The sequence below is a fragment of the Solibacillus sp. FSL W7-1464 genome (genome assembly GCF_038004425.1).
GTDB lineage: Bacteria > Bacillota > Bacilli > Bacillales_A > Planococcaceae > Solibacillus.
Genome location: NZ_JBBORC010000001.1, coordinates 2,418,836 through 2,445,561, shown reverse-complemented (window position 1 = coordinate 2,445,561; position 26,726 = coordinate 2,418,836). Strand labels below are relative to the sequence as shown.

Below are 26,726 nucleotides of genomic sequence, written 5' to 3'. Positions count from 1 at the left end.
TATAGGAATAGGGAGGATTAAAATGACCTTACATGAACAGATTAAACAATATGTACCTTACAATGAACAGGAAGAAAAGGATCGGGACATCATTTTACGTGCAATGGTTACTTTATCAGATGTCCTGACACGAAACAATGAAGTTCTGCACTTTACAGCTTCTGCTTTTGTATTCAACCCGGACCGCACCCGCGTATTAATGGCCCATCATAATATTTATAATTCATGGGGCTGGATGGGCGGTCATGCAGATGGTGATCCGGAATTATTTAATGTGGCAAAAAAAGAGCTTTTGGAAGAAGCGGGACTTGCAGAAGTGAAAGCGATTCAGGAAGATATTATTTCGCTTGATATTCTGCCGGTAATCGGTCATATGAAGAACGGAAAATATGTTGCGGCACATTTACATTTCAATGTGACTTATATATTTGAGGTCGGTGATGAGGCAACGTTTCAGGCGAAACTCGATGAAAACAGTGAAGTCGGCTGGATCGAAATGGACGAAGTTGCCGAAAAATGTACGGAAGCGCATATGATCCCGATCTATGAGAAAATTATTGAAAAGGTAAAAAAAATCGGCTGTTAAATCGGAAAGGCCGGCTGTTGGAAATGTTATTTTACAATGGAGCTTTTCAAAAACTTCATGCCTTGGGATGAAGTTTTTTCTTACGAAGATTTTCTGGGTACAACTGGCTGATGTACGGAAAAACACAAACGATTGCTGAAAATGAAATAATTTCACAAAATTAAACAGCCGTGTGCTAAAATAACGATGTATAAACAAAAGGGAGGCTATTTTCAAATGGCGAAAAAAGTAAAAGAATATAAAATTAACCCAGACCGAGTGGAAGAAGCATTATTAATTCAAAATCGTATGCTTATTGAATTATTCGTTCAAGTTTTACATGAGCAATTAGTAATCGAACGTCCTGTCTTACACGAACGTTTAGAAAACTTAATTGAGCTTTCTGACAGCGATCGTGATTTGAAAGATACTTTACACGCTTTAACTCAAAAATTATAATTACATACATTTATGTGTGGAGCGGTATCCTAGTGATAGAGATACCGCTTTTTTTATGGAGAAAAACACAAATTAAACACAAATATAAAGTTAGTTATTCTTTTACAGTTTAAATTACTACTTTTTAATTTTATTTTTCGCTATACTATCGGTATTAATTTGAAAACTAATGGAGGGGTTTCAGATGACAAATGATTCTAAGACTGTTTTAACCGATGAAATTCTTCATTTTTTATACCGTAATGCATCTTTTCAAGCTTTGGAAGAAAATCAGCAGCAACAGTTTCTGGAGAAATTTGGACGACAACCACTATTCATAGAGGTCTCAGAAATAGCAATTGCACTTGAAGAAATGATTGCAGAAGTGGAAGCAACGATGCCGAAAATACAGGATAAAGATTATTTATTCCCGATGGACCAACAAAAGCAATTGATGAAAGATCGGACGGTCATTGATGGAAATGTATTGTACGTACCGTTTGAAGAGATAAAAAATACTTATTCGCCGATGATTGTCATCGTTCAGCAGTCTGACGCCATGAATAAGTTTGAAACTTTTACAAAAGGGACGATATTACCGCTATTTAATTTATGTGCTGTCCAGAAGAGGGATTTAATCATACTTCCGTTTAGCAATATACCGGCTCAACCCCTTCTTTTTAAAAATGGAATACTTGATATTGAATTGTTCGATCAATTTTTGCAGCATTATCTAACCGGGGAAGCCCAAATTATGCCGGCTATAGAAAAGGCGATTGAATACTTTACTCAGGACTACATCGATAATCAGCGTGATCTCATGATTATTACGGACAATCAATTTACCGATTTCCATAAATTGAATCCGCAAGTGATGGCAGGGAAAATGCAGGAGCTTGATATCGACCTGGCTGTTATCGCAATGAGCGAGAAGGATTTTGAAAAACAGCCGATTTCATTTGCTGACAAAGTATTTTTTGCAAACGATTAATAAAGTTTTATGAACGAATCCGTTACGGGTTCGTTTTTTTGTTGGTCGGATTTTGTGGTAAACAAGGAATTTTAAAAGTAGATGCGGAATAGTTAAAGAAAGGATACATAAATCGAGAGAAATGGAGTGTTTCGTTCAATGTATACAGCCTATTGCAGAACCGTCCAAAGTTCAATGCGTGTCGGTATGAAGCTCATGAACTGGAGAAAGCCGGAATTACTCCAAGGGGAAAATAGCCTCGAAAGATTGCCGGAGCTAGTGAAAAGTTTGGAATTAAATATGCTTTTAGTGATTACCGACGAGGGGATTCACAAGCTGGGGCTTATGGATACATTATTAGAAGGCTTACAGGAGCAAAATATTGCATTTACTGTCTATAATAAAACGGTTCCAAATCCGACTATCACAAATATTGAAGAAGCGCTGGAATTGTATAATGCGCATAATTGTGATGGCATTATAGCATTTGGCGGCGGATCACCGATGGATTGTGCTAAGGCGGTAGCAGCAAGGATCGCACGCCCTGAAAAGTCACTGGCTGATTTAAAGGGGCTATTTAAAGTGAGAAAAGAAATGCCGCCATTTTTTGCAATTCCGACAACAGCCGGAACGGGAAGTGAAGGGACGATTGCCGCAGTCGTCTCAAATAGTGACACACATGAGAAATTCGCCATTATGGATCCGGTGCTTGTACCGCACTATGCTGTACTGGACCCGGTATTAACGGTTAATTTGCCGCCGCACATTACATCTACAACGGGAATGGATGCATTGACACATGCCGTGGAAGCCTATATCGGTAAAAGCAATACCGAGGAAACGAGAAAATATGCCCGAGAGGCCGTTATTATTATTTTTAAGTATTTGGTGCGTGCCTATGATGATGGGACAGATATGAAAGCAAGAAGCGAAATGCAACGTGCTTCATATTTGGCAGGGCTTGCATTTACCCGGGCATATGTAGGATATGTTCATGCCATTGCTCATACACTCGGCGGTTTTTATCAAATTCCGCATGGTTTTGCCAATGCGGTTATTCTGCCTCATGTTCTGCGATTTTACGGGGAAAGTGCTGCTAAGCCATTAGCAGAACTGGCGACAATTGTAGGGATCGGGAAAATAACCGATAACGATGAAAAAAAGGCAGAGCTATTTATCGAAGCAATTGAAGAGATGAATAAAAAGATGGGAATTCCTCGTAAAATACCCGGTATTATCAACCGTGATGTGCCATTAATGGTAGAGCGCGCATTACAAGAAGCGAACCCGCTATACCCGGTACCGAGGATCGTGAATAAAGATGAAATGTTTTATTTATATCAAATTATTCAAGAATAATGGATAAGGAAAACTGTAGTATAAAAAGGATGGATTATAAATAGAAGTACCGTTGGTTAAGAAGAAATTTTTATTATGTAACGGATATTTTATAAAAATTGATGGGAATGGAGGGGGAGGCGACTCCAGCGGGAATAGCGTGAAGCTTGAGACTTAAGAACAAAAGCTAAGAGCACCACGTCCTGTGGCAACGCTTTTGTGACCAACATGGTGTTGGCCTCACGCCACGCCCGCGGAAAGCGTCCGACCCGGAATGGAAATTAATTTTTAATGCTCAGCAAAAAAGCTACTTTTCTCTGAGAGAAAAATAGCTTTTTTGGGTTTATGGTCCAACGCATTTAAAAATGGTAATAATTTATTGTTCAAGCTGGTCGTCGAAGTAGTTTAATAACCCTTGATAAATGCCGAGTGTTGCTTGTTCCCGGTAATAGTCTGTAGTAATGGCCCGTTCTTCAGAAGGATTACTTAAATAGCCGAGTTCAAGTAATATAGCATTTTGACGGTTTTCACGCAGCACTAAATAATTACCGAAGCGTGGTCCTCGGTCCTTCAAGTTAACTTTTGATGCCAGGCCTTCATGTACATATTCGGCAAGCTTTTTCTGATAACCATTCGTGTAATAGGTCGTAAATCCACTCACCGAACTGTCTTCATTTGCATCATAGTGAATACTGATAAACGCATCGGCACCGGCCTGATGAGACACTGCAACACGTTTCCGCAAATCGACAAATATATCGGATTCACGGGTCATGACAACATTGGCACCTGCTGACTGTAATTTGGAACGGAGCAATTCAGCTGTAATAATATTAATATCTTTTTCATCGGTTCCACGAACGCCGGTAGTACCGCGGTCATTACCTCCGTGGCCAGCATCCAGTACAATTGTTACGCCTTTTAATGTACCTTCTTTACGTTCAGCTGCCTTGTTTGTATTGTTTTGAGATAGGGTTCCTTGTGAATTGTTTTCACTAACAACCCAGTTTGCGACATACGCTGTCTGACGATTATTTACCGCGATTTTAAACCAGTCGCCTTCGCTTTCCACTATCGGATATGTATGACCAGCATCTGCAATGACAACAACATTTGAAGAAGTGGAAGGGGATTCCCTTAAATTTGTCCCATTATAAATAATCGTGACAAAATTTTTCGCTTCTTCCTTTTCAGATGAAGGATTTTGTTTCAATTGTTTTGTAAAAGTTCCGTAAAAACTGTATACCCAACCTTTTTTCCCTTTTTCATATTCAATTTCAACCCAATTATGATCCCGGCTCAGCACTTTAAATTGTTGGCCTTCAGTAGCAAGCCCTAATTTTTTGGCTGTTAAATCAGGTTTTTTACGGATATTCACTGCGCTTACGTTGACGGTAAATGTATTTGGATCAATTTGCTGCAGTGGTTCGTTCGATTGTTCCGGTTGCCCATTATCAGTTGGAGTTTCCGGCGTTTTCGGCGTTTCCGACTTTGCTTCTTTTACTGTGACATATTCGGCAAATACCCAACCTGTCATCTCCCCGAACTGAATTTGAATCCAGTCCTTTTCCTGTCGTAAAAATTTACTTTCCGTACCGGAAGAGATTTTCGTCAGCACTGAAGCAGATAATGATGGCGCTACACGAACATTAAGAGCGTTTACTTGTGAAATAACCGTTTTTTCGGTTGACGAGTCTTTTTGTACTTTTGCTGTTTTCACAAGCCATGCCGCAACCCAACCTTCTTGTTGTCCAACTTGGACGTGATGCCAGTCGCCTTGTTTTTCAATTGAAATGATTTCAGTTCCTTCTTTCAACGTATCAAGTATCGGATAAGAAAGACCGGGCCCTTCACGTAAATATAAAATTTCCGCGTTTACATACAACGGTTCCCCGCTGGCAAGAGCAGGGCGAGCGGTAAAACTGTACGGAACAATCGCCGTGAATAATAATAAAAATGATAACCCTATTATCAGTTTATTTCTTTTCATAGTTTCCTCCTTTTAAGATTATTTTATTTAAATGACCCTTTCACTATATACCCTTATATTATAAAAGTATTTATGACAAAAAATATAGCGTTTTTTTGAAAATGGTTGACAACTTGTCATGACATCATTAAGATTAGTGTTAATTTAACAAAAGTAACATTGCCAATGACCAAACAAGTAGCGGTTGCCAATGCTGAAAAGAGAGGGAAAGACATAGGCTGTAATCTTTCCTGCAGTATGTAACATGTGAACAACAGTTGAGAGGCGTTTCCTCGAAAAAATTATTTCTAGTAGGGGAAGACGGAATCGGCCGTTATCCGAATTCGAGAGGATGTAGTCATACATCAATTAGGGTGGAACCGCGGAAGAATTTACAAGCTTTCGTCCCTTGCAGTTTTTGCAAGGGGCGGGAGCTTTTTTTATTTTCTTCTTTCTTCAGCTCGCAATTGGTTTGGTCAACTAAGAGAGGAGTGCTTTTAATGAATTTTAAAGTACCTAAAGGAACACAGGATATTTTACCGGGTCAATCCGAAAAGTGGCAGTATGTAGAACGTGTCATTCGTGATTTATGTGACAAATACCGCTATAACGAAATCCGCACACCCATGTTTGAATCAACAGAACTATTTCAACGCGGTGTAGGCGATACAACGGATATTGTACAAAAAGAAATGTACACATTTACCGATAAGGGAAATCGATCGCTGACACTACGTCCGGAAGGAACAGCTTCCGCGGTACGTGCATATGTGGAACATAAAATGTTCGGTCAGGCAGATCAGCCTGTCAAACTTTATTATACAGGTCCTATGTTCCGTTATGAACGTCAGCAGGCAGGACGCTATCGACAATTCGTACAGTTTGGCGTTGAAGCAATCGGCTCAGCTGACCCTGCGATTGATGCGGAAGTAATGGCACTTGCAATGGATGTGTATACAACACTTGGATTGACTGATTTAAAATTAGTCATTAATTCATTAGGTGACAAAGAGACACGTGATGCACACCGCAGTGCACTAATCGAGCACTTCACACCGGTTGCCGGAGAGCTTTGCAGTGATTGTCAAAGCCGTCTTGAGAAAAATCCTTTACGTATTCTAGACTGTAAAGTAGATGCGAAACATCCGGCAATGGCAACTGCACCGGCCTTAACAAATTATTTGACGGACGCTTCGGCAGAGTATTTCACGAAAGTAAAACAATATTTGGATGTACTGGGCATTTCATACGAGGTTGATCCTAACTTAGTACGTGGCCTTGATTATTACAACCACACAGCATTTGAAATTATGATTACTGGTGAAGGATTCGGTTCAATTACAACACTTTGTGGTGGCGGACGCTATAACGGTTTAGTTGAAGATATTGGCGGGCCGGAATCACCAGGTATCGGATTTGCCCTGTCAATTGAACGATTATTATTGGCACTGGAAGCAAAAAATATCGAGATTGCAACGGGTAATAATCTGGAAATGTATGTTGTGGCAATGGGTGAAGAGGCAAAACTAAAAGCAGTGGAGCTTGTAAGTTCATTCCGTGCTAAAGGTATTTCAGCAGATATGGATTATTCGGATCGAAAAATGAAGGCGCAAATGAAAGCTGCCGACCGTGCAAATGCAAAATTTGTCATTGTATTAGGTGAGTCAGAATTAGAAGAGCAAGCAGTAAACGTCAAAACAATGGAAACAGGCGATCAGACAAAAGTGGAATTCGGTCAGCTTGTTCAATACGTTTTAGAAAACAAATAGTTGGAGGAATAACAATGGCGCAAAGAACACATGCATGCGGTTTAGTAACAGCTGCAGAAGCAGGACAGGAAGTTGTATTAAAAGGTTGGGTACAAAAACGTCGTGACTTAGGCGGATTAATTTTCGTGGATATGCGTGACCGTGAAGGTATCGTACAAGTGGTTTTCGGTGATCAGGCGAAAGATGCATTGGAACTTGCCAATAAAATTCGTAATGAATTTGTCATTGAAGTAAAGGGTAAAGTTGTTTTACGTGATGCTGCCCAAATAAATAAAAATATGAAAACAGGCGAAATTGAAGTGGCAGCTTCTGAACTGACGATTATTAATGAAGCTAAAAACCCGCCATTCGCAATTGATAATAACGCGGAAGTTTCGGAAGAATTACGTTTGAAATACCGTTATTTAGATTTACGTCGTCCGGTTATGTATGACACATTCAAAATGCGTTCAGATGTAACACGTACGATCCGTAACTTCCTGCAAACTGAAGGCTTCTTAGAGGTTGAAACACCAATTTTAACGAAATCAACACCAGAAGGAGCGCGTGATTATTTGGTGCCATCACGTGTACATGACGGCGAATTTTATGCATTGCCTCAATCACCACAGCTGTTTAAACAGCTTTTAATGGTAGGTGGCTTTGAAAAGTACTTCCAGATCGCTCGATGCTTCCGTGATGAAGATTTACGTGCGGACCGTCAACCGGAATTTACACAAGTCGACATTGAAACTTCATTTTTATCAATGGATGAAATTATCGAAATGAATGAGCGTCTTCTTACTCAAGTTATGAAAGATGTAAAAGGTATCGATGTCGTTACACCATTCCCGCGCATGAGCTATAAAGAAGCGATGGATCGTTTCGGTTCGGATAAACCGGATGTACGTTTCGGGTTGGAATTAAAACAGCTTTCAGATATCGTGAAAGAATCTGCTTTCGGTGTATTTGCAAACGCAGTAGCAAATGGCGGCGAAGTAAAGGCAATCAATGTGAAAGGCGCGGCAGCAAACTACTCTCGTAAAGATATTGATGCATTGGGTGGATTTGCCGGCCGTTACGGAGCAAAAGGTTTAGCCTGGTTAAAAGTGACGGAAGAAGGCTTGAATGGTCCAATCGCAAAATTCTTTGAAGGAGAAGCAGCGGACGGAATTATCCAAGCAACAGAAGCAAAAGCTGGTGACTTATTATTATTCGTTGCAGACAAAACTTCTGTAGTCGCAGACGCACTAGGCGCATTACGTTTAAAATTAGGAAAAGAATTAGGCTTAATCGATGAGTCGAAATTCGAATTCTTATGGATTGTTGATTGGCCGTTATTCGAATACGATGAGGCGGAAGGTCGTTATTATGCCGCTCACCATCCATTCACTCGTCCATTCGATGAAGATTTAGAGTTAATGAATACTAACCCTAAAGAAGTTCGTGCTCAAGCCTATGATATCGTATTAAACGGTTATGAGCTTGGCGGTGGCTCACTTCGTATTTATGAGCCGGATTTACAAGCGAAAATGTTTGAACTGCTAGGATTCAGTGAAGAAGAAGCGCGTGCACAATTCGGTTTCTTACTTGAAGCATTTGAATACGGCGTACCTCCACATGGCGGTTTAGCAATGGGTCTTGACCGATTAGTAATGCTACTTGCCGGCCGTACAAACTTACGTGATACAATTGCATTCCCGAAAACAGCAACTGCAAGCTGCTTATTAACAGATGCACCATCACCAGTTTCCGATGCACAGCTTGAAGAGTTAAGCTTACGTATCGCAACGACAGCAAAAAAATAACAAGTTAAGGTATTTCTTCTCTCGGGAAGAAGTACCTTTTTTAAAAAGTAAAATTGTACCATATTTTTCTAAAAAGTTAGTACAATATTAATAATTTATAAGAATAAGATGTTTTCGATTGAATAATCAGAATATTGGTGTTAATATAACATTAATACGAATCCTGAAGTGTTCGTCGCTATATTTGTTACTAAACACTTTTGACCGAACAATAAATCGTTGGGAGCTACTATTACCGTAGAAGCAAACATGCCCCATCTGGAGCGGGAAGTTTAACGCTGCGATTAGTGCACCCCCTTGCTATAGACGCGGGATCAAAACGATGTTGTAGCAAGACGGCATATTTGGGATTCGTCAATTTCTAATTTTACTCTTCTACTTTCATGTAGAAGAGTATTTTTATTTTTTCATAAACTGAAATTAATGTAAATACTATTTTCTGTCATTATATTGTTGCTTGCATCTCGTAATTGATGTCGTTATAATGCCTAGTAGAATGATAAAGATTGAGGGGTAAAATTAGATGTTACATCAATTTTCACGAAACGAGTTAGCTATTGGAACAGAAGGATTAGAAAAACTAAAAGAAACGACAGTCGCAATTTTAGGTGTAGGCGGTGTAGGCTCGTTCGCGGCAGAAGCATGTGCACGCAGCGGGATTGGCCGTATCATTTTAGTAGATAAAGATAATGTGGATATTACGAATGTGAATCGTCAACTGGTTGCTTATTTATCAACAGTCGGAAAATCGAAATCAGCTGTTATGAAGGAACGGATTGCCGATATCAACCCGGAGTGTGAAGTAATTGATATGCATATGTTTTATACAGAAGAAACATATGAACAATTTTTCGCGCAAGGAATCGATTATGTCATTGATGCATCCGATACGGTAATATACAAAATCCATATTATGAAAGAGTGTTTAAAACGCAATATTCCAATTATTTCAAGCATGGGTGCTGCCAATAAAATGGATCCGACACGATTCCAAATTGCCGATATTTCAAAAACGCATACAGATCCACTGGCAAAGGTAATTCGTACAAAACTTCGTAAAGAAGGCATTAAAAAAGGTGTAACTGTTGTATTTTCAGATGAATCCCCGATTGTCGTACGTCCTGATGTTGCACAATATGTCGGGAAGCCTGAAGCTGAAATCCGCAAAGCACAATTACCGCCATCATCGAATGCATTCGTACCATCTGTTGCTGGCTTAATTGCGGCAAGCTGGGTAATTAATACGATTTTAAAAGATGTCCAAATTAAACGCGTTCAAGGGTAAGCGAGGAATACTTTAAATATAAGGATGTGTAAAGGGGTTTTCGGACCCTTTTACACACCTTTTTTATTGGATATTTGCTATATGATAAAGAATAATTTCAGCTGATTTTTTCATATATAATTTTATTGTGGAAATGAACAAACAACTAATTAATCTTTCCATCCGTTACAGTTACTATATTGCGCAATAAATTACATAATATATTTAGTTATACAAAAATTTCCTATAAACTATAAGAATATGAATGATTACTCATTTTTTATTATAGGTTGTTATTATCGTGGTAAAATAATAAAAATATATAAGGAAGGGAACTAAAAAATGGTTATTCAACAAATGGAATACCGGGGCTTGAATTTACATGATGTGATCGGGTCGGTGGAAATTGCGATTGATGCCGATTTAAATACGATCCATATATATGATACGGATCATATTGTTGAACCGGAATATGATTTTTTAACGAAAAACTTCAAGCTAAGTGAAGGTTTTTGGAAAATGGCCAGTATCATAAATGAAAAGCAATTATTCTTAAGCAATGATGAAAAAAGATTAGATAGATGGATTGAATCATTTAAATGGGTCTTTTACAGTTCAGGTCAGTCAATAAAAATTTATGAACAAGGTGTAATGGTTGTTTATAAAATCGGTTATATTGATAACGAGAAGTTATTATATGAAAAATACTTTTCACGTTTGACAGATGAATTTTTGAATAGCAAATGACATAATATTCTATTAAGAGATTAATTATGGCAAAAATATGGCGGGATTTTAATGATTTTTTCGTTTTTGCAGAAAAATTCCTTTTTTTTGCTATAGTTAAAAGTGTATTGATAATATGCATGGGGATGCAAGGAGGACGATAGAATGACAATTGAAATGAAAAATGATTTATTGAATTTGCCGAGTCTACAGTTGAAAATGGATAGAATCGTTTTTGAAAATATCGATACGAAACCAAATTGGTCAAAAGCTTTTGAGCAGCTTGATGAATTATTGCATAAAGTAGCGAATAATTTTAATGATTACATCGCGAAAAATAACGGGGAACTGCCATCAAGCAACACTTATTGGATCCTTTATATGGATATTACATCAAAACTTTTATACTTTACAGGTTTAGCGCATGCTAATTTAATAGCAGACGATGATGCAGATGCACGTGCACATGTAATCAAGCTATATGAATTAAGTGCAAGCTGTATTCCAAACGCGCAAACTGAAAGTAATGAGGAATTGCTTTCGGAAATTCAAAACAGTATTCACCACTTAAGTGGCGAAGAAGTAAAGTTGACTGTTGCCGATAATGTGGAACAATGTATAAAAGCATTCAAGCAATTTGCTGAGTCATACGAAAAGTAATATAAAAGAGTCATTTTCATTGAGTTGAAAATGACTCTTTTTTTGTACTTTATAAATGCCGCTTATTTCTTAAAGGATTTCAGCTTTTCGTATATGGCGGCCATTCTTTTTTCTTCACCTGCAATGACGGGCTTGTAAAATTCGGTTTCTGCAAGTTCATCGGGTAAATATTGCTGTTGTACCCAGCCCCCGAATGTTCCGATAGGGGAGTCGTGCGGATATTTATATCCGACATGACCGAGTGCTGCAGCACCAGCATAATGGGCATCCTTCAGATGGTTCGGGATATCGCCGGTTTTTCCTTCATGGATTGCTGCAATCGCCGCATCCAAAGCTTGGTAGGCTGAATTCGATTTGTCCGATAAACACATTTCAACGACAGCGGTTGCGAGAGGGATTCGCGCTTCCGGCAACCCGAGCTTCACGGCTGCTTCTGTTGCTGCCTGCACATGTGCCCCAACACCAGGGTTTGCAAGTCCGATATCTTCATATGCCATGACGAGCAGTCTTCGACATACCGCAACCAAGTCCCCATTTTCGAGCAAATGAGCCAAATAATAGAGCGCAGCATTAGGATCACTGCCCCGTACCGACTTTTGAAGAGCTGACAATAAGTTATAGAAATGGGAGCCGCCTTTATCCCCGAAAACCCCGATCCGTCTTGCTAATGCATCGATTGCATTATCATTGATAATAGTTACCCCGTCTTTTTCATCAGAAGCATAATAGACCGATTCTAGCAAGGTCAATGCTTTACGTGCATCGCCATTTGAAGCATTGGCAATTTTTTCGATTTGCTGTTCGGTAATATCGATTTCTAAATGGCCAAGTCCGCGTTCGTTATCTGCCAATGCCTGATTGAGCAATTGGATGATATCAGCACCTGTTAAGCGTTCTAGCTGTAATATTTCCCCGCAGCGTGAACGGATGGCAGGGTTTACGTCATGGAATGGATTTTCCGTAGTTGCCCCGATTAAGACGATTGAACCGTTTTCAACATGCGGCAGCAATGTATCTTGCTGGAGTTTGTTGAATCGGTGGATTTCATCTAAAAACAAGAGGACTTTACCGCTCATTCGCGCATCCATCACGATTTGCTCAATATCTTTTTTCCCGGCATGTGTTGCATTCAGTGCAAAGAAAGGAATTTTTGAACTGCCGGCAATTGCATTTGCAATCGAGGTTTTTCCTACCCCGGGTGGCCCGTATAACAACATCGAAGGTACATGTCCTTTTTCAATCATTTTAAACAATGGTGTTGCCGGTCCAATAATTTGCTGCTGACCAACTACTTCGCGAATTGTACGAGGTCTCATTTTATAGGCGAGCGGTTCATTTTGCATAATTTTTTCGCTCCTTTTTTCAGTTGAATAAAATGGCTATTGTTAATTATCATAAAGTATTTCCGAGTGGTTTAAAAGGAGTTGTGTTATAATGAATAATATTAAAGGACTAGAGAATAAGAGGTGTAACGATGAAAATATCGACTAAAGGACGTTACGGTTTAACGATTATGATTGAATTGGCAAAGCATTATGGTGAAGGACCGATTCCGCTGCGACAAATTGCTGCGGATAAAGACTTATCTGAAGCGTATTTAGAACAGTTGGTGTCACCATTGCGCAATGCAGGTCTTGTGAAAAGTGTCCGTGGCGCATATGGCGGCTATATGTTGGCACATAAGCCAAATGAAATTTCTGCAGCTGATGTCATCCGTGTATTGGAAGGGCCGATTCAGCCAGTTGAAGGAATAGAAAATGAAGAGGCGCCACAGCGTGAATTATGGATGCGTATTCGCGATGCAGTAAAAAATGTGTTGGATACAACAACGATTGACGATTTGGCAAAGTATACAAATAATGAAGTATCCGACGGCTATATGTTTTACATTTAGTGTTATTAAAAGGAGTTAGTTTGTTTTGAAAAATACAATTTATCTTGATCATGCCGCAACATCACCCATTGCACCGGAAGTGATTGATGTAATGGCACGTGCTATGACCGAGGAAAGCGGTAATGCATCGAGTATTCATACAGTTGGACGCAGTGCACGTAAAGCACTGGATGATTCTCGGGCGAGTTTGGCAGCAAAAGTAAATGCGAAACCCTCTGAAATTATTTTTACAAGCGGTGGAACAGAAGCCGATAATATGGCCATTTTTGGTACAGCGTATGCGCGCCAAAAAGAAGGAAAGCATATTATTACAACAGCAATTGAACACCATGCCGTTTTACATGCGTGTGAAAAGCTTGAAAAAGAAGGTTTCACGGTGACGTATTTACCCGTTGACCAAACGGGGCGTATTAGCGCAGAACAGGTGAAAGAGGCTTTACGTGATGATACGATTTTAGTTACGATTATGTATGGAAACAATGAAGTCGGCACTATCCAGCCTATCGCAGAAATTGGAGCGATCTTAAAAGAACATACAGCTACATTCCATACAGATGCTGTTCAGGCATTCGGACTGGAAAAAATGGATGTAGAAGCACTCCATGTTGATTTGTTGAGCGTTACTGCCCATAAAATTAACGGTCCTAAAGGAATTGGTTTTTTATATGCAAAAACAGGAGTAAAATTAACAAATATTCTATTTGGCGGCTCCCAGGAGAAAAAACGCCGTGCAGGAACGGAAAATGTCCCAGCGATTATTGCGTTTGCAAAAGCTGCCGAGTTAGCAGGACAATCTGCACAACAGCGTATCGGGCAGTACAACGGTTTTAAAAATATTTTAATTGAACAGTTCCAGCAGGCGGATACTGATTTTCATCTGAATGGTCATCAAACAAGTGTTTTACCGCATATTTTGAATGTCACTTTCCCCGGAACGGATGTTGAATCATTTTTAATCAATTTGGATATGGCAGGCGTACTCGTATCAAGCGGTTCTGCTTGCACGGCAGGTTCGATCGACCCGTCCCATGTACTTGTTGCGATGTATGGACAGAACGCGCCTGAGCTTCGTAGTTCCATTCGTTTCAGTTTTGGGTTAGGATTAACAGATGAGTTAGTGCGGGAAGCAGGGAAGCGAACTGCTGAAATTGTGAAACGACTAACTTCGTAAATTTATAAGAAAGACTTCGCGCCTTTTACGCGATTTGTCTAAGAAAAGGTGAATAGTAAATGGTAGAAACAAGAGATCCATCTCAAATTCGAGTAGTTATTGGAATGAGTGGAGGCGTAGATTCATCGGTAGCCGCATATTTATTGAAACAGCAAGGTTATGATGTAATCGGTATTTTCATGAAAAACTGGGATGATACGGATGAATTTGGTGTATGTACAGCGACAGAAGATTATGATGATGTAATCGCAGTATGTAACCAAATCGGGATACCGTATTATGCAGTCAACTTTGAAAAACAATATTGGGACAAAGTATTTACGTACTTCCTGGAAGAATATAAAGCAGGCCGTACACCGAATCCTGATGTTATGTGCAATAAAGAAATTAAATTTAAAGCCTTCCTGGAGCATGCACTGGCACTTGGCGCGGATTATTTAGCGACAGGCCACTATGCACGTGTAGCGCATGACGAAAACGGTGTGAAAATGCTTCGAGGCATTGATAACAATAAAGACCAAACATATTTCCTGAATCAGTTAACTTCAGAACAGCTGGAAAAGGTCATGTTCCCAATCGGACATTTACCGAAGCCTGAAGTTCGTAAAATTGCGGAAGAAGCAGGTTTGGCTACAGCGAAGAAGAAAGATTCAACAGGTATCTGCTTCATCGGTGAACGTAATTTCAAAGAATTTTTAAGCCAGTACCTTCCTGCGCAGCCGGGCAATATGGAAACATTCGATGGTGAAGTAAAGGGCACACATGACGGGTTGATGTACTATACATTAGGGCAGCGTCACGGTTTAGGGATAGGCGGAGACGGTGAACCTTGGTTTGTTGTCGGGAAAGATCTAAAACGCAATGTTTTATATGTTGGACAAGGCTTCCATCACGATGCACTGTATTCGGATGCATTGACTGCTGTAAAAATGAGCTTTACAGGGGAAGCAAAAACGGGCACATTTAACTGCACGGCAAAATTCCGCTATCGTCAGGAAGACTCGCCGGTAACAGTGACAATGCGTGAAGACGGTACAGCATTTATCGAATTTGCAGAGCCGGTTCGGGCAATCACACCTGGACAGGCGGTTGTTCTGTATGATGGTGAAGAGTGCCTGGGCGGCGGTACGATCGATGGCGTGTTTAAAAACAGCGAACAGTTAACATATGTAGGGTAATAGACGATAGACGTTCATTTCAAATGAGCGTCTATACATATTTATAGAGGTGAAATAATGGATACAAACTATAATGAAATCGGAATTAAAGCATTTCAGGAAAAGCGTTATGAAGAAGCTGCACAAGCTTTCACACAGGCAATTGAATCACAGCCGAACGATGCAATCGGCTATGTAAACTTCGGTACATTGCTTGCTGCAATGGGGGATATCGAACGTGCAGAACGCTTTTTCCAGAAAGCAATCACAGTAGATGAAAAAGCTGCGACAGCGTATTACGGATTAGCGAATTTATATTATGAAGCTGAACGCTATACAGAAGCCGCAAAACTATATCAAAAATCGATCGACTACGGAATCGAAGGGGCAGATGCCTATTACATGCTGGCAAAATCATTTGAACGCGAACAGCAATTCAAGTTGGCCCTGCCATTTATGCAGCGTGCAGCAGAAATTGCGCCAAAAGACCTGCAAATTCGTTTAGCATACGGCATATTACTTTGCTCTTTGGAAATGTTCGATTTTGCGAAGCCCGAGCTGGAGTATGTTATTGAAGAAGACTGGAATAATGCGGATGCACATTATAATTTAGGTGTACTATATGCAGTATCCACGTCAGATACCGATAAAGCAAAATATCATTTGAAACAGGCTTATACACTGCAGCCTGAGTTTGATCAAGCGAAGTATTTATATGATATGATTTGTCAACGTTCGAATTAATTTAAATTGAATAAAATATAAGGTGGTGTGTTGAAAAGAGAATTTTCAACCATCACTTTTTTTATATAAAAATGATAATAAAATGAAATACTGAAAACAGTAAGTTTATGATATGATGGATGAAACTGACAATTATTTGAGGTGAGGTATGTAGCATGCACGCTAAAATAGATAAAGCAGATTGTATGTTTTTAATTTCTGATGAGACAATGTACCGATTTCAGCAGTTGATCGATGAACTTAATTTATTCACCTTAATACTTCCACTCAGTGAAGGGTCTTACCAACGTTCAGTCATCATTTTTGATATTTGGTATTTATTATCTACTGAAGAAATCAATCGTATTTCCAATCCGGAAAATACAATGATTTATCCAATCCGTAAATTTTTATTGGATAAAATTAAAACCTTTCAAATAAAACGCTATATTCAGCTTGCTTTATATGAAAATGAAAAGCTGGCGTTCATTTGTGCAATTTATATTTATTTAAAGCAGGAGCAGTTTCTCGGGCAAAAATTAGCGGATAACGAGGAATTGGCCGCAAGTTTCCAGGCTTTGAAAGGCTTCAGCAGTAAAAGTCTAAGACCTATTTATGATTCAAAATATAGTGAAGTTGAAAATTACCCGCAACAGCTCGCTTTATTGCAAAGCACTATATTAAAAGAATTGCAGGTACTTGTAATAGAATTCGAACCGACTCTTTTTAACCTTTATGAACAAGCGATTACCGAGGCAAGTGAGATTTACGAAGCGGTATTTGGATTAATCAATGACTGGGGTGGACGAGTGACATGAAAATTTCAAACCAGATTGAACATTTGCGGAATCTCTTCAATGAGTTGCGATATATGGAAGTGATCCAATTCGGCACAATTACATTACCGATCGCGCTTGAAGAAAAAAGATATACAGAAGCACTACTTTCCTATGAATATTTGGCCTCAGCATATTTTGAAATAGGCTGCTATCAAAACTTTCATGCAGTCATGGATGATTATGAAAAGCTTTGTTTAACATATGGAAAAGATGAAAATAAGATGGTTTATTATTATTTGTACAGTCTTGAACATATCTTTACGAAACATCATGATGAATCGATAGAAGCAGCAAAAAAATCCCTTAAATATGCGCATCATTTGCAAAACGATGAGCTTATTATCATTAATTATTGCAATCTGGCAGCACAGTACCGTTATAAAAATGAACCGGAAAATGCACATATCTCTATTAAGTTGGCGGAGTATTACAAACATAAGATACCTGCTGTCAACGCAACAATTGTTAGAGGTTATTTAGGAGCGCTCTATTATTATGCTTCAACGAGTAATGACATGATGTTTAATCAGATAAAGCATGACATTTTGCATCATCTGGAAGGCAAATACCCTTACTATGCGGGGAATATTCTATTTGCGGAAGCGATTTTAAACTATAGGGCCGGCTTTGGGAATGAAAGCTTGGAAATGTTTGAGCAGGCTTTTTTTCAATTGGAGAAACAACAGAATTATGTTTTATTGTCCGTAGTTGAAAGATACCTTCAACGTTTTGGACTACTTGGTCAGTTTCGTTATGAAAGGGAACTGCAGCAGCTGATTAATATGTATAAAAGTGAACCTATCAGTGTACGCAAAATACGTAACATACATGCCGATTTTTTTTTCGAAGAGGAAACGACTGCGCTTGCAGTTAAATTTCCGCATGTTGTTTCGAAAGAGAGTACCATCGAGTTTGTGAAACATGCGCTTACAAACAAGGAGGCAATTTACTGTATTCACTGGTGCTTTATTACGGATAAAATTGAAGAACTATTCGGCACATTATTTACTGAGCAGTTATTATTTACATTATTTGAATCGATTTATTCGAATATTTTCGAGTATGAGGCAAAGGTTAACGTACTATCGAAAAACGCTGGAGAAGCATTTATAAAAAATATTTCTGAAACCGACTTTTTCAAGTTGTTAATGAAGCTGGAGGATAAACTTCGAACTACTGCAGTTCATTCGACATCAGGAGTTGTGGAAATCCCGATTCATTTTGGATTTATCCATTCAGACCAATTGAAAAAAGAAGAAGTATCATATGAACAATTAGCCGCCTTTGCCGATGCGAGTCTATATTATGCAAAATCACAAGGTCAACTTTATATTTACAGTTAATTTAAAATTGTTTGTAAAATATAGACTAAAACGATACAATAGCAAGTATAGTAAAAGCTAAGATGAAAAAAGAGTAGTAAAGCGGCGTTTTTTAGAGAGCTGACGGTTGGTGGAAGTCAGTAAGCGTACTTTATGAATGGACTTTCTAGCTGCACAGAGGAAATGCTGTGCCGTAGCGCTCACGTTACGAGTATTGAGTGGACTAAATAAAATTAATTTAGTCAATAAAGGTGGCACCACGGCTCTTTCGTCCTTTAAAAGCGGAAGGGCCTTTTTGTGTTCACGAAAAGAAAAGCTGAGGAGAGATGAGTATGGCAGTAAAGACATGCAAATATGTAATGAAACAGGTAAATGGTGATATCTATACGCCAATTTCGATTTTTGAATCTATCGTTGGAACGAAAAAAGTATTATTTGAATCCAATGCAAAATTTAAGCAAAACGGGCGCTATTCCTTCATCGCCTTTAATCCGGTCGGTGAACTGAAAGGAAATGCGGAATCCGGTTCTTACTCTATCCATAATCAGGAGCTGACGACAGAACAGAAACCGGTATTAACTTTATTAAAAGAGCTACTGCCCATTCAGAAGGAAGACGCTCCGTTTGCCTTTTTTGGCGGGGCAATCGGTTATTTTGGTTATGAAACAGCCTATCATTTTGAACAGATCGGGGAAATTGTAGGCGATGTATACAATATGCCGGATGTTCATGTTTATTTTTACGAAACGTTTATCGTCATCGATCATCTGTTACAGCAAGTATCCATCGTGGCAATGGATCTGTTTCAGGCGGGCCATACGATTGAATTCATGCAGCAAAAAGTGGATGATATCGAACAAATGATGATGTCATCAGTATCATATAAGCACACAGCAGAAATAGAGGTACAGTTTGCTCCCACGATTAAAAAAGAACGCTTTATTGGAATGGTTGAAACGGCAAAGCAGCATATACGTAATGGAGACATCTTCCAAGTCGTTTTGTCGCAAACCTTTGAAGCTGAATTCCGTGAAAATCCATTGACACTATACCGCAAACTACGGACGTCAAATGCCTCTCCGTATATGTTCTTTATGGAATTCGGGGACTATATGGTTCTTGGCACATCTCCGGAAAGTCTTGTGAAAGTTCAAAAGGGGCTTGTAACGACAAATCCGATTGCCGGAACAAAACCGCGTGGACAGAATGTACAGGAGGATGAAGCAATTGCAAATGCATTGCTGCAAGATGAGAAGGAAATTGCCGAACATAAAATGCTTGTTGATTTAGGGCGTAATGATGTTGGACGTGTTGCCCAGATCGGAACAGTAGCTGTTACAAAATATATGGAAATCGAAAAATATAAATATGTCATGCATATCGTTTCAGAAGTGACAGGGAAATTACGGGACGGTGCCCACTTAGTCGATGTAATTGCATCAAGCCTGCCCGCCGGTACAGTATCGGGTGCACCGAAAATTCGGGCGATGCAGATCATAAATGAGCTGGAACAGAGAAAACGTGGCATATATGCAGGTGCCATCGGTTATTTGTCGGCATCAGGGGATATGGATTTAGCTCTTGCAATCCGTACAATGGTCATTAAAGATGAAAAAGCGTATGTTCAGGCAGGTGCAGGGATTGTTTATGATTCAGTCCCTGAAATGGAATATGAAGAAACATTAAATAAAGCAAAAGCATTGCTGGAGGTGCGCAAATGATTTTACTTATCGATAATTATGATTCATTTACGTATAATCTGTATCACCAAATCGCCCAGTTTGGGGAAGACGTAAAAATTGTCCGAAATGATGCAATGACGGTTGAGGAAATCCGTACATTGCAGCCGAAAGCGATTGTTATTTCTCCAGGTCCCGGGGAACCGAAAGACGCAGGAATTGTTATTGATATGATCCGCCAGCTTTATCAAGAGATTCCGATATTGGGAATATGCCTCGGCCACCAGTCGATTGGTGAAGCGTTCGGTGCAACGGTGAGCCGTGCCCGAAATATTATGCATGGGAAAACGAGCATGCTTCAATATGAAAAAACAGGTTTGTTTGCACAGTTCGAAGGGGAAGTAGAAGTGATGCGCTATCATTCACTTATTATTGAAAAGCACACATTGCATGAAGATTTCCGAATTATTGCTACAAGTTCAGATGATGGAGAAATAATGGCGATTCAACATGTAAACTATCCGGTTTATGGACTGCAGTTCCATCCTGAGTCCATTGGAACAGAACTCGGTACAGCCATGATCAGCGGGTTTTTAAAGAAGGTGGAGGTATTGGTATGATTCCGAAAGATAAACATGACATTGCAGCAGTGGAAACACTGAATGCTGCGGAAGCGGAAGCGGTTATTCCATTACTGCCGAAACTGCTTGAATGGGTGCAGGATATGAACTGGCCTGTTGCGGAGCCAATGGTTGAGCTGCTATTACAATATCCGAATGAACTGACACCACTTGTTGACACTGTGCTGCGCGGTGACGATGATATGTGGATTTACTGGTGTCTCGTTGCGATCGTACCGAAGCTGCCGTTTTATTCGAAGCTCGTATTGGCAGATGCGGTAGAACAAATTGCCGCAATGGAGAAAACACCAGTCAATGAAGATAATGTAGAAGCTGCTCAAGAAACGTTACTAAGTTTTCAGCCATAATAGAGTCGCCTAATCGTATAGCGGTTAGGCGATTTTTTAATAATATTTAAAAATTTGCGTCCAAATTGAATTTGTTTCCGTCTATAAGGGTGAAAGGAGGGCGGCCAGTGGATATTGAGAAATTAATTGATACATACAGTGATTATTTGTACCGCATTGCTTTTATATATACGAAGGATCGTTTAACAGCAGAAGAAGTTGTCCAAGACGTATTTATAAACTACTATCATAAATCAGACCAGTTTGAACAGAAAGCCTCGATTAAAACTTATTTAGTGAAGATGACGATTAATCGCAGCTATGATTATTTGCGTAGCTGGAAAAACAGGAAATTCGTATTTACTCAGTTTTTTCAGCAACATGCAAAAGGTGCCGAACAGATTTATGTCGAGAAGGAATTACAGGGGGAAGTAACCGCCGCTGTTCTTGCACTACCGGTAAAAGATCGTGAAGTGTTATTACTCTACTATTATGAGGAAATGACCGTTTTTGAAATCGCCGAGTTGTTGGAATTGGCGGTATCGACTGTTAAATCTCGTTTACAGCGAGCTCGAGCGAAACTAAAGCCGAAATTAAGCATGGAGGTGATGGAGGATGATTAAGGAAAAGTGGCAGCAAGAGTTAAGCAAACTGGAGTTAACGGAGCAACAGAAGTCAAAGTTACAGCAAGCAATCGACCAGTCCAAACGTCCGAAACGACAAACGAACTGGACCATTGTAATTGCCCCGATATTTGTTTTTACAGCCGTATTTTTCCTCTACTTGTTCGCTAATGATGGGATCGTATCGTCTCCTAATCAGGCATCGAATCCGTTAGTGGAAAACTATGAACAAGAGCAATTAGCAGAAGTTGTGAGAAGAGGGAAGTATGTGGCCATCATCAGTTTATTGCTGATTGTGAATGGAATTTTCGCCACAATCGTATTCTTTAAGATGAAAAGATGGCAAAAACCGAAAATACGTAAACTTCGTAAAACAGTTTATAAGTTACGTTATTTGCTCATCACACTCTCCCCATTTGTCGTCTATGCAATCGGGAGCGCAATCCAAATGTTCGAAGTGGACATTCAGTGGCTGAAACTTAGTATTTTCGTGCTTGTCCTTCTTTTGCAAGTCGTAATTTTATTTTATTTTGCCCGTAATACAACAGGAGAGGTATGCTGTCCGCATTGCCACTATTCGTATTCACATAAAGAACAAATAAAGATAGTTTGTAAATTAAAGATGGAATTGAGATGTATAAAGTGCAATGAAAAAATATTTTATACTAAAAAGTACCGTCAAATCATCGGTGTACTAACGATGCTTACATCACCAACAATTATTTTCTCTTCATATTTTGATTTACCAGTATCTTTGACCATTTTGTGTCTGTTATTTTATGTACTGGCAATATTTTTAGTAGTGATGCCATTATATCTGGAACTAACAGATGAAGAAGTATTTTTATATTAAAAAGAGCAGCCGAATTCATCTTTGGCTGCTCTTTTCTATTATAAAGTATACTCTACAGTAATTTTGCAATATCATTTTCTGCTTTTGTCGGTGAATCCTTTGGGGCATAACGTTTAATGACATTGCCATCACGATCGACTAAAAACTTCGTGAAATTCCACTTAACTGATTGGCCTAGAAGACCTTTAGCTTCAGAAGATAAGTGTTTGAATAAAGGATGGGCTTCAGAACCGTTTACTTTCACCATTTCGTGCATCGGGAATGTAACACCATAATCTAAACGACAGAACTCGGCAGCTTCCTCACTCGAAGACAACTCCTGTTTGAATTGGTCAGAAGGGAAGCCGAGGACGACAAAACCTTCCTCTTTATACTTATCATATAATTCTTCAAGCTCTGTAAACTGATTGGTAAATCCGCACTTGCTTGCTGTATTGACAATCATCATTACCTGACCTTTATAACGGTCTAATTCATATTGCTCGCCTTTTTCTGTTTTAACAGGAATATCATAAATATTCATGCCCCGTTCCTCCTCGAAACTATTAATATAATCTTTTTGTATTTTTATCGTACGGAAAAAAAGGCTTTATGTAAAATAATCAGTATCAATGAAAAATCAAAATAAAACACGAATCTTGTCGAAATAATGTCGGCTCTAAAACTTATCCATTCAAATATGACAGGTGTCACTGTGCCATTCCTATGTTTGCGCTTACATTTTGGGAAGACATAAAATTTTAACATCAAGGAGTTTTCTAATGAATAAAAAGATTGCTTGGATTACAGATACGGCTGCACTATTACCGGAAAGTTTTATTAAAGAACATTCAATTCATGTGCTTGCATTGAACATCGTTTTCGAAGAGGGCGCACTTCGCGAAACAGTGGACATGACGCACGATGAGTTTTACGATAAATTAAGAAATTCAACAAAGCATCCGAAAACATCTCAGCCTGCTTTCGGCGAGCATGTGGCGCTTTATGAAAAATTGAAAGACGAGGGCTATGACTGTGCGATTGCAATTCATACTTCGGAGCAATTATCAGGTACTGTACTTAGTGCTCCAATGGCCGCAGAACAGGCAGGATTCAAAAGTTATGTGATAGATGCGAAAATAGGTTCATATCCAATGCAAGTCATGCTGGCTCTTGGAATTGAGCTTGAAAAACAAGGACATGCCCCGGAAGCAATTGTCGAGAAAATAGAAGCAATGCGCGGCAAGTCGGAACTTGCTTTTATTCCTGCAAGCTTAGAGCAATTGCATAAAAGCGGACGTGTTTCTGGAATGGCGATGTTTCTCAGCAACTTGCTTAATATCAAACTAGTGATTGAATACAATAAAGAAGGCGGGGTTGAGGTGGCGAAAAAAGTACGTGCCGATAACCGTGCCAAAAAAGCCGTCATTGAAAAACTGGAGCGTGCGATGTCAAAGTCACCTGTCAAAGAAGTCGCGATTATTCACTGTAATAATGAAGCAGGGGCTATCGAGTGGAAAAAACAATTATTGAAGGACTATCCGTCGATTCAATTTACACCGACACCACTTTCTGCATGTGTAGGCGTCCATGCAGGAGAAGGAACTTTAGGATTGACATGGGTGCGTGATTAAAAAAATGCAGGGCCCTTTCTAGGTGCTCTGCATTTTTTCGTATTTAGATTGAAAGTATTGAATAAATCCAGCAAAAGCAAATGTAACTACGAGTGCTGAACCGATGAAAAGCACAACCCCCGTCCAGCCGTAGTGCATCCAAAAGATACCGCCAAGCGTTCCTCCGATACTTGACCCCATATAATAGGCGAACAAATACAAAGAGGAGGCCTGGGCTTTATCGACTTTGGCTAAATGACTGACCCAGCCGCTTGCAATGGAGTGGGTGCCGAAAAACCCAAAAGTAAATATAACGAGCCCGCTTATTTTTAAAGGTAAACTTACAGGGAAGGTAAGAACTGCACCGATGATCATAATGATTATCCCGCTGTATAGAACATTTTGCCGTCCGAATTGATCAGATAAGCTTCCGAACCATGTTGAGCTCCACGTCCCTACTAAATATACAACAAATAGCCAACTCACAAATGTCATGCTTAAACTATAGGGTGATTCGACCAGCTTGAAGCCAATATAATTATACATTGTCACAAAGCTGCTCATTAAAGTAAAACCAATTCCAAACAATAAGATGAGCCTTCTGTCTTTTATATGCTGGAACAGTGTTTTAGTCAGCAGCCTGAATTGCAATGGGCGTGGTGTGAAATGTTTGGATTCGGGTAGTGCCCATACGAAGTAGCAACTGATGAGAATGCTCAAAGCCCCAAGCACAATCATTCCGGTTTGCCAGTTGTACAAATCACTCATCGTCCCGATAATGATACGTCCCGATAACCCTCCAATCGCATTACCGCTTATGTAAAGACCCATTGCAACACCTAGGCTTGACGGTTCCATTTCTTCTCCTAAATAAGCCATTGCAATGGCAGGAACCCCGGCAAATACAAAACCTTGAATAATCCGCAATGCGAGAATCGTCTCAAAATTAGGAGCAAATGCTAGTGCGAGTGTTAAAAAAGAGGCAGCAAAAATCGAAGCAGTCATTAATTTCTTTCGCCCCCAAGCTTCCGACAATGAACCGAACAGCAACAGACTAATTGCTAAAACGGATGTGGCAACAGACAACGATAGACTGGCTACCGCAGGGGAGACGTTGTAATCATAGGAAAACTGCGGCATTAACGGCTGCGTAATATAAAGGTTGGCAAAGGTAATAAAACCTGCAGCAAATAACGCGATATTCGTCATTGTAAAAGCTTTTGTTCCTCTTTTTATATAGTCCATATAATCCCTTCAATCATAAAAACTTTTGAATAAACGATAGTTTGGAAGAAAGCTTGCTTACTCTCTATAATTTAAAATTGCAGTTATTCGGTTGGTTGACCTGTCAGCACTTGGGCGATTTCTTCGATTGTCATATCGGAGCGGAGATCAAATGCTCCTTTTTGAATAGAACGCGCAAATTCCGGTTTTGACAAATAAAGTTCAAGCTCCCGGCCATTTGTGACAATACCCAGGTCTTCCGCCTGCTGTCCAATTGTATAAATAGAAACATTTTCATAAATATAAATGGTCGCTTCCACTACGTCTGATTTGTCTTCTTCTTTTGTAGCGGCAGTTTTCTTTTCGGTTGTACTAGTTGTTTGCTCGTCCGCTTTTTTAGAATTCGCGGAATCAGGGTTTTGCCCGTTTAACTGTTTTGTCAATTCAGCAATCTGTTTTTCATAATCGTCTAATTGCTTTTCGTAAGCGTCGTTATCTTTCTCACTGGACTCAGAAGGTAGCCTGTCGAACAATGCCATGCTCGCACCTGCCACAAAAAGCCCGATTCCAAATGCTCGCAGCGATGATTTCATTGTTGACCTCCATTTGCTAAAATCGATTCGATTTGAGCATGTGATAATGTCGAACGCTTACTGATTTCTTCAATCGATAGGCCTTGACTATTGAGCGCAAGCACCTGGCTAACTAAAATGCCGTTAATCGGTTTCGCGTTTTTTTGCGGGGTTACCTTAGAAGCCGCTCCGTAACTTTGAGCCGCTTTTACTTGTGCTGCCGCTTGCTGAAAAGATGAAAAAGCAGCTTGCTGTTCTGGACTTTGTTGTTGGACAGAAGAAGGTTTCCGTACTTGAAAATTTGGTTCTACAAGCAGTTCCTCTTCCAATGCTTTTACGCGTCTTTTCAAAGAATTTGTTTCCTGATAAATATTGATTGATAAATCTTCGACATCTCTTTCAACTTTTGCAGATTTATCTTTAAATAATAGGGATATAATAATGACAGCAATTCCAGCAATCATTAATATTGAAGAAAGTCCCATATGAATTCCTCCATTTCTTTTTATCTATATCAGTTTAGACAGTAAATGTGCAATTGAATTGGGTAATCGTATTTTTACTGCAGATTCCCTTTATTTTAACATAGTAAAACTTATTAAGAAATCATACTAGATTTTTTAA

27 protein-coding genes, 1 other RNA gene and 2 other annotated features are annotated in these 26,726 nt (G+C 39.4%); of the genes, 22 read left to right on the top strand and 6 right to left on the bottom strand.

The features are described 5' to 3' along the window. Positions 1-22: 22 nt before the first annotated feature. From MKZ25_RS12105 to MKZ25_RS12090, 4 genes are all read left to right on the top strand, one after another. Entirely contained in the window at positions 23-586 is a 564-nt protein-coding gene (locus MKZ25_RS12105) for an NUDIX hydrolase (protein ID WP_340801725.1), read from the top strand. A gap of 216 nt (positions 587-802) precedes the next feature. Further along, positions 803-1,024, top strand: a complete 222-nt coding sequence (locus MKZ25_RS12100; RefSeq protein ID WP_340801724.1) for a phosphate-starvation-inducible protein PsiE — start codon at positions 803-805, stop codon at positions 1,022-1,024. Between the two features lie 184 nt (positions 1,025-1,208). Beyond that, the gene (locus MKZ25_RS12095) at positions 1,209-1,994 is read left to right on the top strand and encodes a hypothetical protein (RefSeq protein ID WP_340801723.1); all 786 of its coding nucleotides are present in this window, start codon (positions 1,209-1,211) and stop codon (positions 1,992-1,994) included. Between the two features lie 138 nt (positions 1,995-2,132). Beyond that, the gene (locus MKZ25_RS12090) at positions 2,133-3,332 is read left to right on the top strand and encodes an iron-containing alcohol dehydrogenase (protein ID WP_340803014.1); all 1,200 of its coding nucleotides are present in this window, start codon (positions 2,133-2,135) and stop codon (positions 3,330-3,332) included. A gap of 355 nt (positions 3,333-3,687) precedes the next feature. On the opposite strand, the gene MKZ25_RS12085 is transcribed toward MKZ25_RS12090, so the two are convergent. Beyond that, entirely contained in the window at positions 3,688-5,301 is a 1,614-nt protein-coding gene (locus MKZ25_RS12085; RefSeq protein WP_340801722.1) for an N-acetylmuramoyl-L-alanine amidase, read from the bottom strand. Between the two features lie 156 nt (positions 5,302-5,457). Then, positions 5,458-5,693 (top strand) — a binding site (T-box leader). 87 nt (positions 5,694-5,780) lie between these two features. Here MKZ25_RS12085 and hisS point away from each other — a divergent pair. The 6 genes from hisS to MKZ25_RS12055 all read left to right on the top strand — a co-directional run bounded on the left by hisS (position 5,781) and on the right by MKZ25_RS12055 (position 11,486). Further along, on the top strand, positions 5,781-7,049 hold the full coding sequence (gene hisS, locus MKZ25_RS12080; protein WP_340801721.1) for a histidine--tRNA ligase: 1,269 nt from the start codon (positions 5,781-5,783) through the stop codon (positions 7,047-7,049). A gap of 14 nt (positions 7,050-7,063) precedes the next feature. Then, on the top strand, positions 7,064-8,836 hold the full coding sequence (aspS, locus tag MKZ25_RS12075; protein WP_340801720.1) for an aspartate--tRNA ligase: 1,773 nt from the start codon (positions 7,064-7,066) through the stop codon (positions 8,834-8,836). A gap of 157 nt (positions 8,837-8,993) precedes the next feature. After that, positions 8,994-9,191: non-coding RNA, 6S RNA (ssrS, locus tag MKZ25_RS12070), on the top strand. 168 nt (positions 9,192-9,359) lie between these two features. Then, positions 9,360-10,121 carry a tRNA threonylcarbamoyladenosine dehydratase gene (locus MKZ25_RS12065; RefSeq protein WP_340801719.1) on the top strand — a complete coding sequence of 254 codons (762 nt, stop codon included), beginning with the start codon at positions 9,360-9,362 and terminating at the stop codon, positions 10,119-10,121. A 321-nt stretch (positions 10,122-10,442) separates the two neighbouring features. Next, positions 10,443-10,847 (top strand): aminopeptidase, encoded by a 405-nt coding sequence (locus MKZ25_RS12060; protein WP_340801718.1) that lies wholly within the window; start codon positions 10,443-10,445, stop codon positions 10,845-10,847. Positions 10,848-10,991: 144 nt separating this feature from the next. Next, positions 10,992-11,486, top strand: a complete 495-nt coding sequence (locus tag MKZ25_RS12055; RefSeq protein WP_340801717.1) for a GTPase — start codon at positions 10,992-10,994, stop codon at positions 11,484-11,486. Between the two features lie 62 nt (positions 11,487-11,548). Here the strand turns inward: MKZ25_RS12055 and MKZ25_RS12050 are convergent, their stop codons facing one another. Next, a complete protein-coding gene (locus tag MKZ25_RS12050; RefSeq protein ID WP_340801715.1) occupies positions 11,549-12,829 on the bottom strand; it encodes a replication-associated recombination protein A in 1,281 nt (426 codons plus the stop codon). Between the two features lie 131 nt (positions 12,830-12,960). Here MKZ25_RS12050 and cymR point away from each other — a divergent pair, with 131 nt between their 5' ends. The 11 genes from cymR to MKZ25_RS11995 all read left to right on the top strand — a co-directional run bounded on the left by cymR (position 12,961) and on the right by MKZ25_RS11995 (position 22,714). Continuing rightward, a complete protein-coding gene (cymR, locus tag MKZ25_RS12045) occupies positions 12,961-13,380 on the top strand; it encodes a cysteine metabolism transcriptional regulator CymR (protein ID WP_008408540.1) in 420 nt (139 codons plus the stop codon). A 25-nt stretch (positions 13,381-13,405) separates the two neighbouring features. Beyond that, the gene (locus MKZ25_RS12040) at positions 13,406-14,551 is read left to right on the top strand and encodes a cysteine desulfurase family protein (protein WP_340801714.1); all 1,146 of its coding nucleotides are present in this window, start codon (positions 13,406-13,408) and stop codon (positions 14,549-14,551) included. A 59-nt stretch (positions 14,552-14,610) separates the two neighbouring features. Then, entirely contained in the window at positions 14,611-15,729 is a 1,119-nt protein-coding gene (gene mnmA / locus MKZ25_RS12035; protein WP_340801713.1) for a tRNA 2-thiouridine(34) synthase MnmA, read from the top strand. 57 nt (positions 15,730-15,786) lie between these two features. Beyond that, entirely contained in the window at positions 15,787-16,452 is a 666-nt protein-coding gene (locus MKZ25_RS12030; RefSeq protein ID WP_340801712.1) for a tetratricopeptide repeat protein, read from the top strand. A gap of 155 nt (positions 16,453-16,607) precedes the next feature. Next, the gene (locus tag MKZ25_RS12025) at positions 16,608-17,249 is read left to right on the top strand and encodes an ATPase (RefSeq protein ID WP_340801710.1); all 642 of its coding nucleotides are present in this window, start codon (positions 16,608-16,610) and stop codon (positions 17,247-17,249) included. Next, on the top strand, positions 17,246-18,613 hold the full coding sequence (locus tag MKZ25_RS12020) for a hypothetical protein (RefSeq protein ID WP_340801709.1): 1,368 nt from the start codon (positions 17,246-17,248) through the stop codon (positions 18,611-18,613). Before MKZ25_RS12025 ends, MKZ25_RS12020 begins: the two co-directional genes overlap by 4 nt. A 50-nt stretch (positions 18,614-18,663) precedes the next feature. Further along, positions 18,664-18,871, top strand: a binding site (T-box leader). A gap of 53 nt (positions 18,872-18,924) precedes the next feature. Further along, positions 18,925-20,313 (top strand): anthranilate synthase component I, encoded by a 1,389-nt coding sequence (trpE, locus tag MKZ25_RS12015; RefSeq protein ID WP_340801708.1) that lies wholly within the window; start codon positions 18,925-18,927, stop codon positions 20,311-20,313. Further along, positions 20,310-20,891, top strand: coding sequence for an anthranilate synthase component II (locus MKZ25_RS12010; RefSeq protein WP_340801707.1), 582 nt, complete (start codon positions 20,310-20,312; stop codon positions 20,889-20,891). The genes trpE and MKZ25_RS12010 overlap by 4 nt, the downstream gene beginning before the upstream one ends. Continuing rightward, complete coding sequence (locus tag MKZ25_RS12005) at positions 20,888-21,259, top strand: DUF5071 domain-containing protein (RefSeq protein ID WP_340801706.1); 372 nt, start codon at positions 20,888-20,890, stop codon at positions 21,257-21,259. Before MKZ25_RS12010 ends, MKZ25_RS12005 begins: the two co-directional genes overlap by 4 nt. A gap of 107 nt (positions 21,260-21,366) precedes the next feature. Beyond that, on the top strand, positions 21,367-21,861 hold the full coding sequence (locus tag MKZ25_RS12000) for an RNA polymerase sigma factor (RefSeq protein ID WP_340801705.1): 495 nt from the start codon (positions 21,367-21,369) through the stop codon (positions 21,859-21,861). Next, positions 21,854-22,714, top strand: coding sequence for a hypothetical protein (locus tag MKZ25_RS11995; RefSeq protein WP_340801704.1), 861 nt, complete (start codon positions 21,854-21,856; stop codon positions 22,712-22,714). The genes MKZ25_RS12000 and MKZ25_RS11995 overlap by 8 nt, the downstream gene beginning before the upstream one ends. Before the next feature lie 52 nt (positions 22,715-22,766). On the opposite strand, the gene MKZ25_RS11990 is transcribed toward MKZ25_RS11995, so the two are convergent. After that, a complete protein-coding gene (locus MKZ25_RS11990) occupies positions 22,767-23,237 on the bottom strand; it encodes a glutathione peroxidase (RefSeq protein WP_340801703.1) in 471 nt (156 codons plus the stop codon). A 238-nt stretch (positions 23,238-23,475) separates the two neighbouring features. Between MKZ25_RS11990 and MKZ25_RS11985 the strand changes: the two genes are divergently transcribed. Then, complete coding sequence (locus MKZ25_RS11985; RefSeq protein WP_340801702.1) at positions 23,476-24,327, top strand: DegV family protein; 852 nt, start codon at positions 23,476-23,478, stop codon at positions 24,325-24,327. A gap of 18 nt (positions 24,328-24,345) precedes the next feature. On the opposite strand, the gene MKZ25_RS11980 is transcribed toward MKZ25_RS11985, so the two are convergent. The 3 genes from MKZ25_RS11980 to MKZ25_RS11970 form a co-directional block, all read right to left on the bottom strand. Then, positions 24,346-25,551 (bottom strand): MFS transporter, encoded by a 1,206-nt coding sequence (locus MKZ25_RS11980; RefSeq protein WP_340801701.1) that lies wholly within the window; start codon positions 25,549-25,551, stop codon positions 24,346-24,348. A gap of 83 nt (positions 25,552-25,634) precedes the next feature. Next, positions 25,635-26,123 carry a hypothetical protein gene (locus MKZ25_RS11975; RefSeq protein WP_340801700.1) on the bottom strand — a complete coding sequence of 163 codons (489 nt, stop codon included), beginning with the start codon at positions 26,121-26,123 and terminating at the stop codon, positions 25,635-25,637. Continuing rightward, positions 26,120-26,587: a hypothetical protein gene (locus tag MKZ25_RS11970; RefSeq protein ID WP_340801699.1), complete on the bottom strand. Its 468-nt coding sequence runs from the start codon at positions 26,585-26,587 to the stop codon at positions 26,120-26,122. Before MKZ25_RS11970 ends, MKZ25_RS11975 begins: the two co-directional genes overlap by 4 nt. Positions 26,588-26,726 lie beyond the last annotated feature (139 nt).

Coding starts and splice junctions, on each gene's coding strand:
- MKZ25_RS12085 (WP_340801722.1), bottom strand. CDS start 5,301: ATGAAAAGAAATAAACTGATAATAGGGTTATCATTTTTATTATTATTC.
- MKZ25_RS12010 (WP_340801707.1), top strand. CDS start 20,310: ATGATTTTACTTATCGATAATTATGATTCATTTACGTATAATCTGTAT.
- MKZ25_RS12095 (WP_340801723.1), top strand. CDS start 1,209: ATGACAAATGATTCTAAGACTGTTTTAACCGATGAAATTCTTCATTTT.
- MKZ25_RS12005 (WP_340801706.1), top strand. CDS start 20,888: ATGATTCCGAAAGATAAACATGACATTGCAGCAGTGGAAACACTGAAT.
- trpE (WP_340801708.1), top strand. CDS start 18,925: ATGGCAGTAAAGACATGCAAATATGTAATGAAACAGGTAAATGGTGAT.
- MKZ25_RS12105 (WP_340801725.1), top strand. CDS start 23: ATGACCTTACATGAACAGATTAAACAATATGTACCTTACAATGAACAG.
- MKZ25_RS11970 (WP_340801699.1), bottom strand. CDS start 26,587: ATGGGACTTTCTTCAATATTAATGATTGCTGGAATTGCTGTCATTATT.
- MKZ25_RS11985 (WP_340801702.1), top strand. CDS start 23,476: ATGAATAAAAAGATTGCTTGGATTACAGATACGGCTGCACTATTACCG.
- MKZ25_RS12050 (WP_340801715.1), bottom strand. CDS start 12,829: ATGCAAAATGAACCGCTCGCCTATAAAATGAGACCTCGTACAATTCGC.
- MKZ25_RS12025 (WP_340801710.1), top strand. CDS start 16,608: ATGCACGCTAAAATAGATAAAGCAGATTGTATGTTTTTAATTTCTGAT.
- MKZ25_RS12100 (WP_340801724.1), top strand. CDS start 803: ATGGCGAAAAAAGTAAAAGAATATAAAATTAACCCAGACCGAGTGGAA.
- MKZ25_RS12030 (WP_340801712.1), top strand. CDS start 15,787: ATGGATACAAACTATAATGAAATCGGAATTAAAGCATTTCAGGAAAAG.
- MKZ25_RS11975 (WP_340801700.1), bottom strand. CDS start 26,123: ATGAAATCATCGCTGCGAGCATTTGGAATCGGGCTTTTTGTGGCAGGT.
- MKZ25_RS11990 (WP_340801703.1), bottom strand. CDS start 23,237: ATGAATATTTATGATATTCCTGTTAAAACAGAAAAAGGCGAGCAATAT.
- mnmA (WP_340801713.1), top strand. CDS start 14,611: ATGGTAGAAACAAGAGATCCATCTCAAATTCGAGTAGTTATTGGAATG.
- MKZ25_RS12055 (WP_340801717.1), top strand. CDS start 10,992: ATGACAATTGAAATGAAAAATGATTTATTGAATTTGCCGAGTCTACAG.
- MKZ25_RS12060 (WP_340801718.1), top strand. CDS start 10,443: ATGGTTATTCAACAAATGGAATACCGGGGCTTGAATTTACATGATGTG.
- MKZ25_RS12090 (WP_340803014.1), top strand. CDS start 2,133: ATGTATACAGCCTATTGCAGAACCGTCCAAAGTTCAATGCGTGTCGGT.
- cymR (WP_008408540.1), top strand. CDS start 12,961: ATGAAAATATCGACTAAAGGACGTTACGGTTTAACGATTATGATTGAA.
- MKZ25_RS11980 (WP_340801701.1), bottom strand. CDS start 25,551: ATGGACTATATAAAAAGAGGAACAAAAGCTTTTACAATGACGAATATC.
- MKZ25_RS12065 (WP_340801719.1), top strand. CDS start 9,360: ATGTTACATCAATTTTCACGAAACGAGTTAGCTATTGGAACAGAAGGA.
- MKZ25_RS12020 (WP_340801709.1), top strand. CDS start 17,246: ATGAAAATTTCAAACCAGATTGAACATTTGCGGAATCTCTTCAATGAG.
- hisS (WP_340801721.1), top strand. CDS start 5,781: ATGAATTTTAAAGTACCTAAAGGAACACAGGATATTTTACCGGGTCAA.
- aspS (WP_340801720.1), top strand. CDS start 7,064: ATGGCGCAAAGAACACATGCATGCGGTTTAGTAACAGCTGCAGAAGCA.
- MKZ25_RS11995 (WP_340801704.1), top strand. CDS start 21,854: ATGATTAAGGAAAAGTGGCAGCAAGAGTTAAGCAAACTGGAGTTAACG.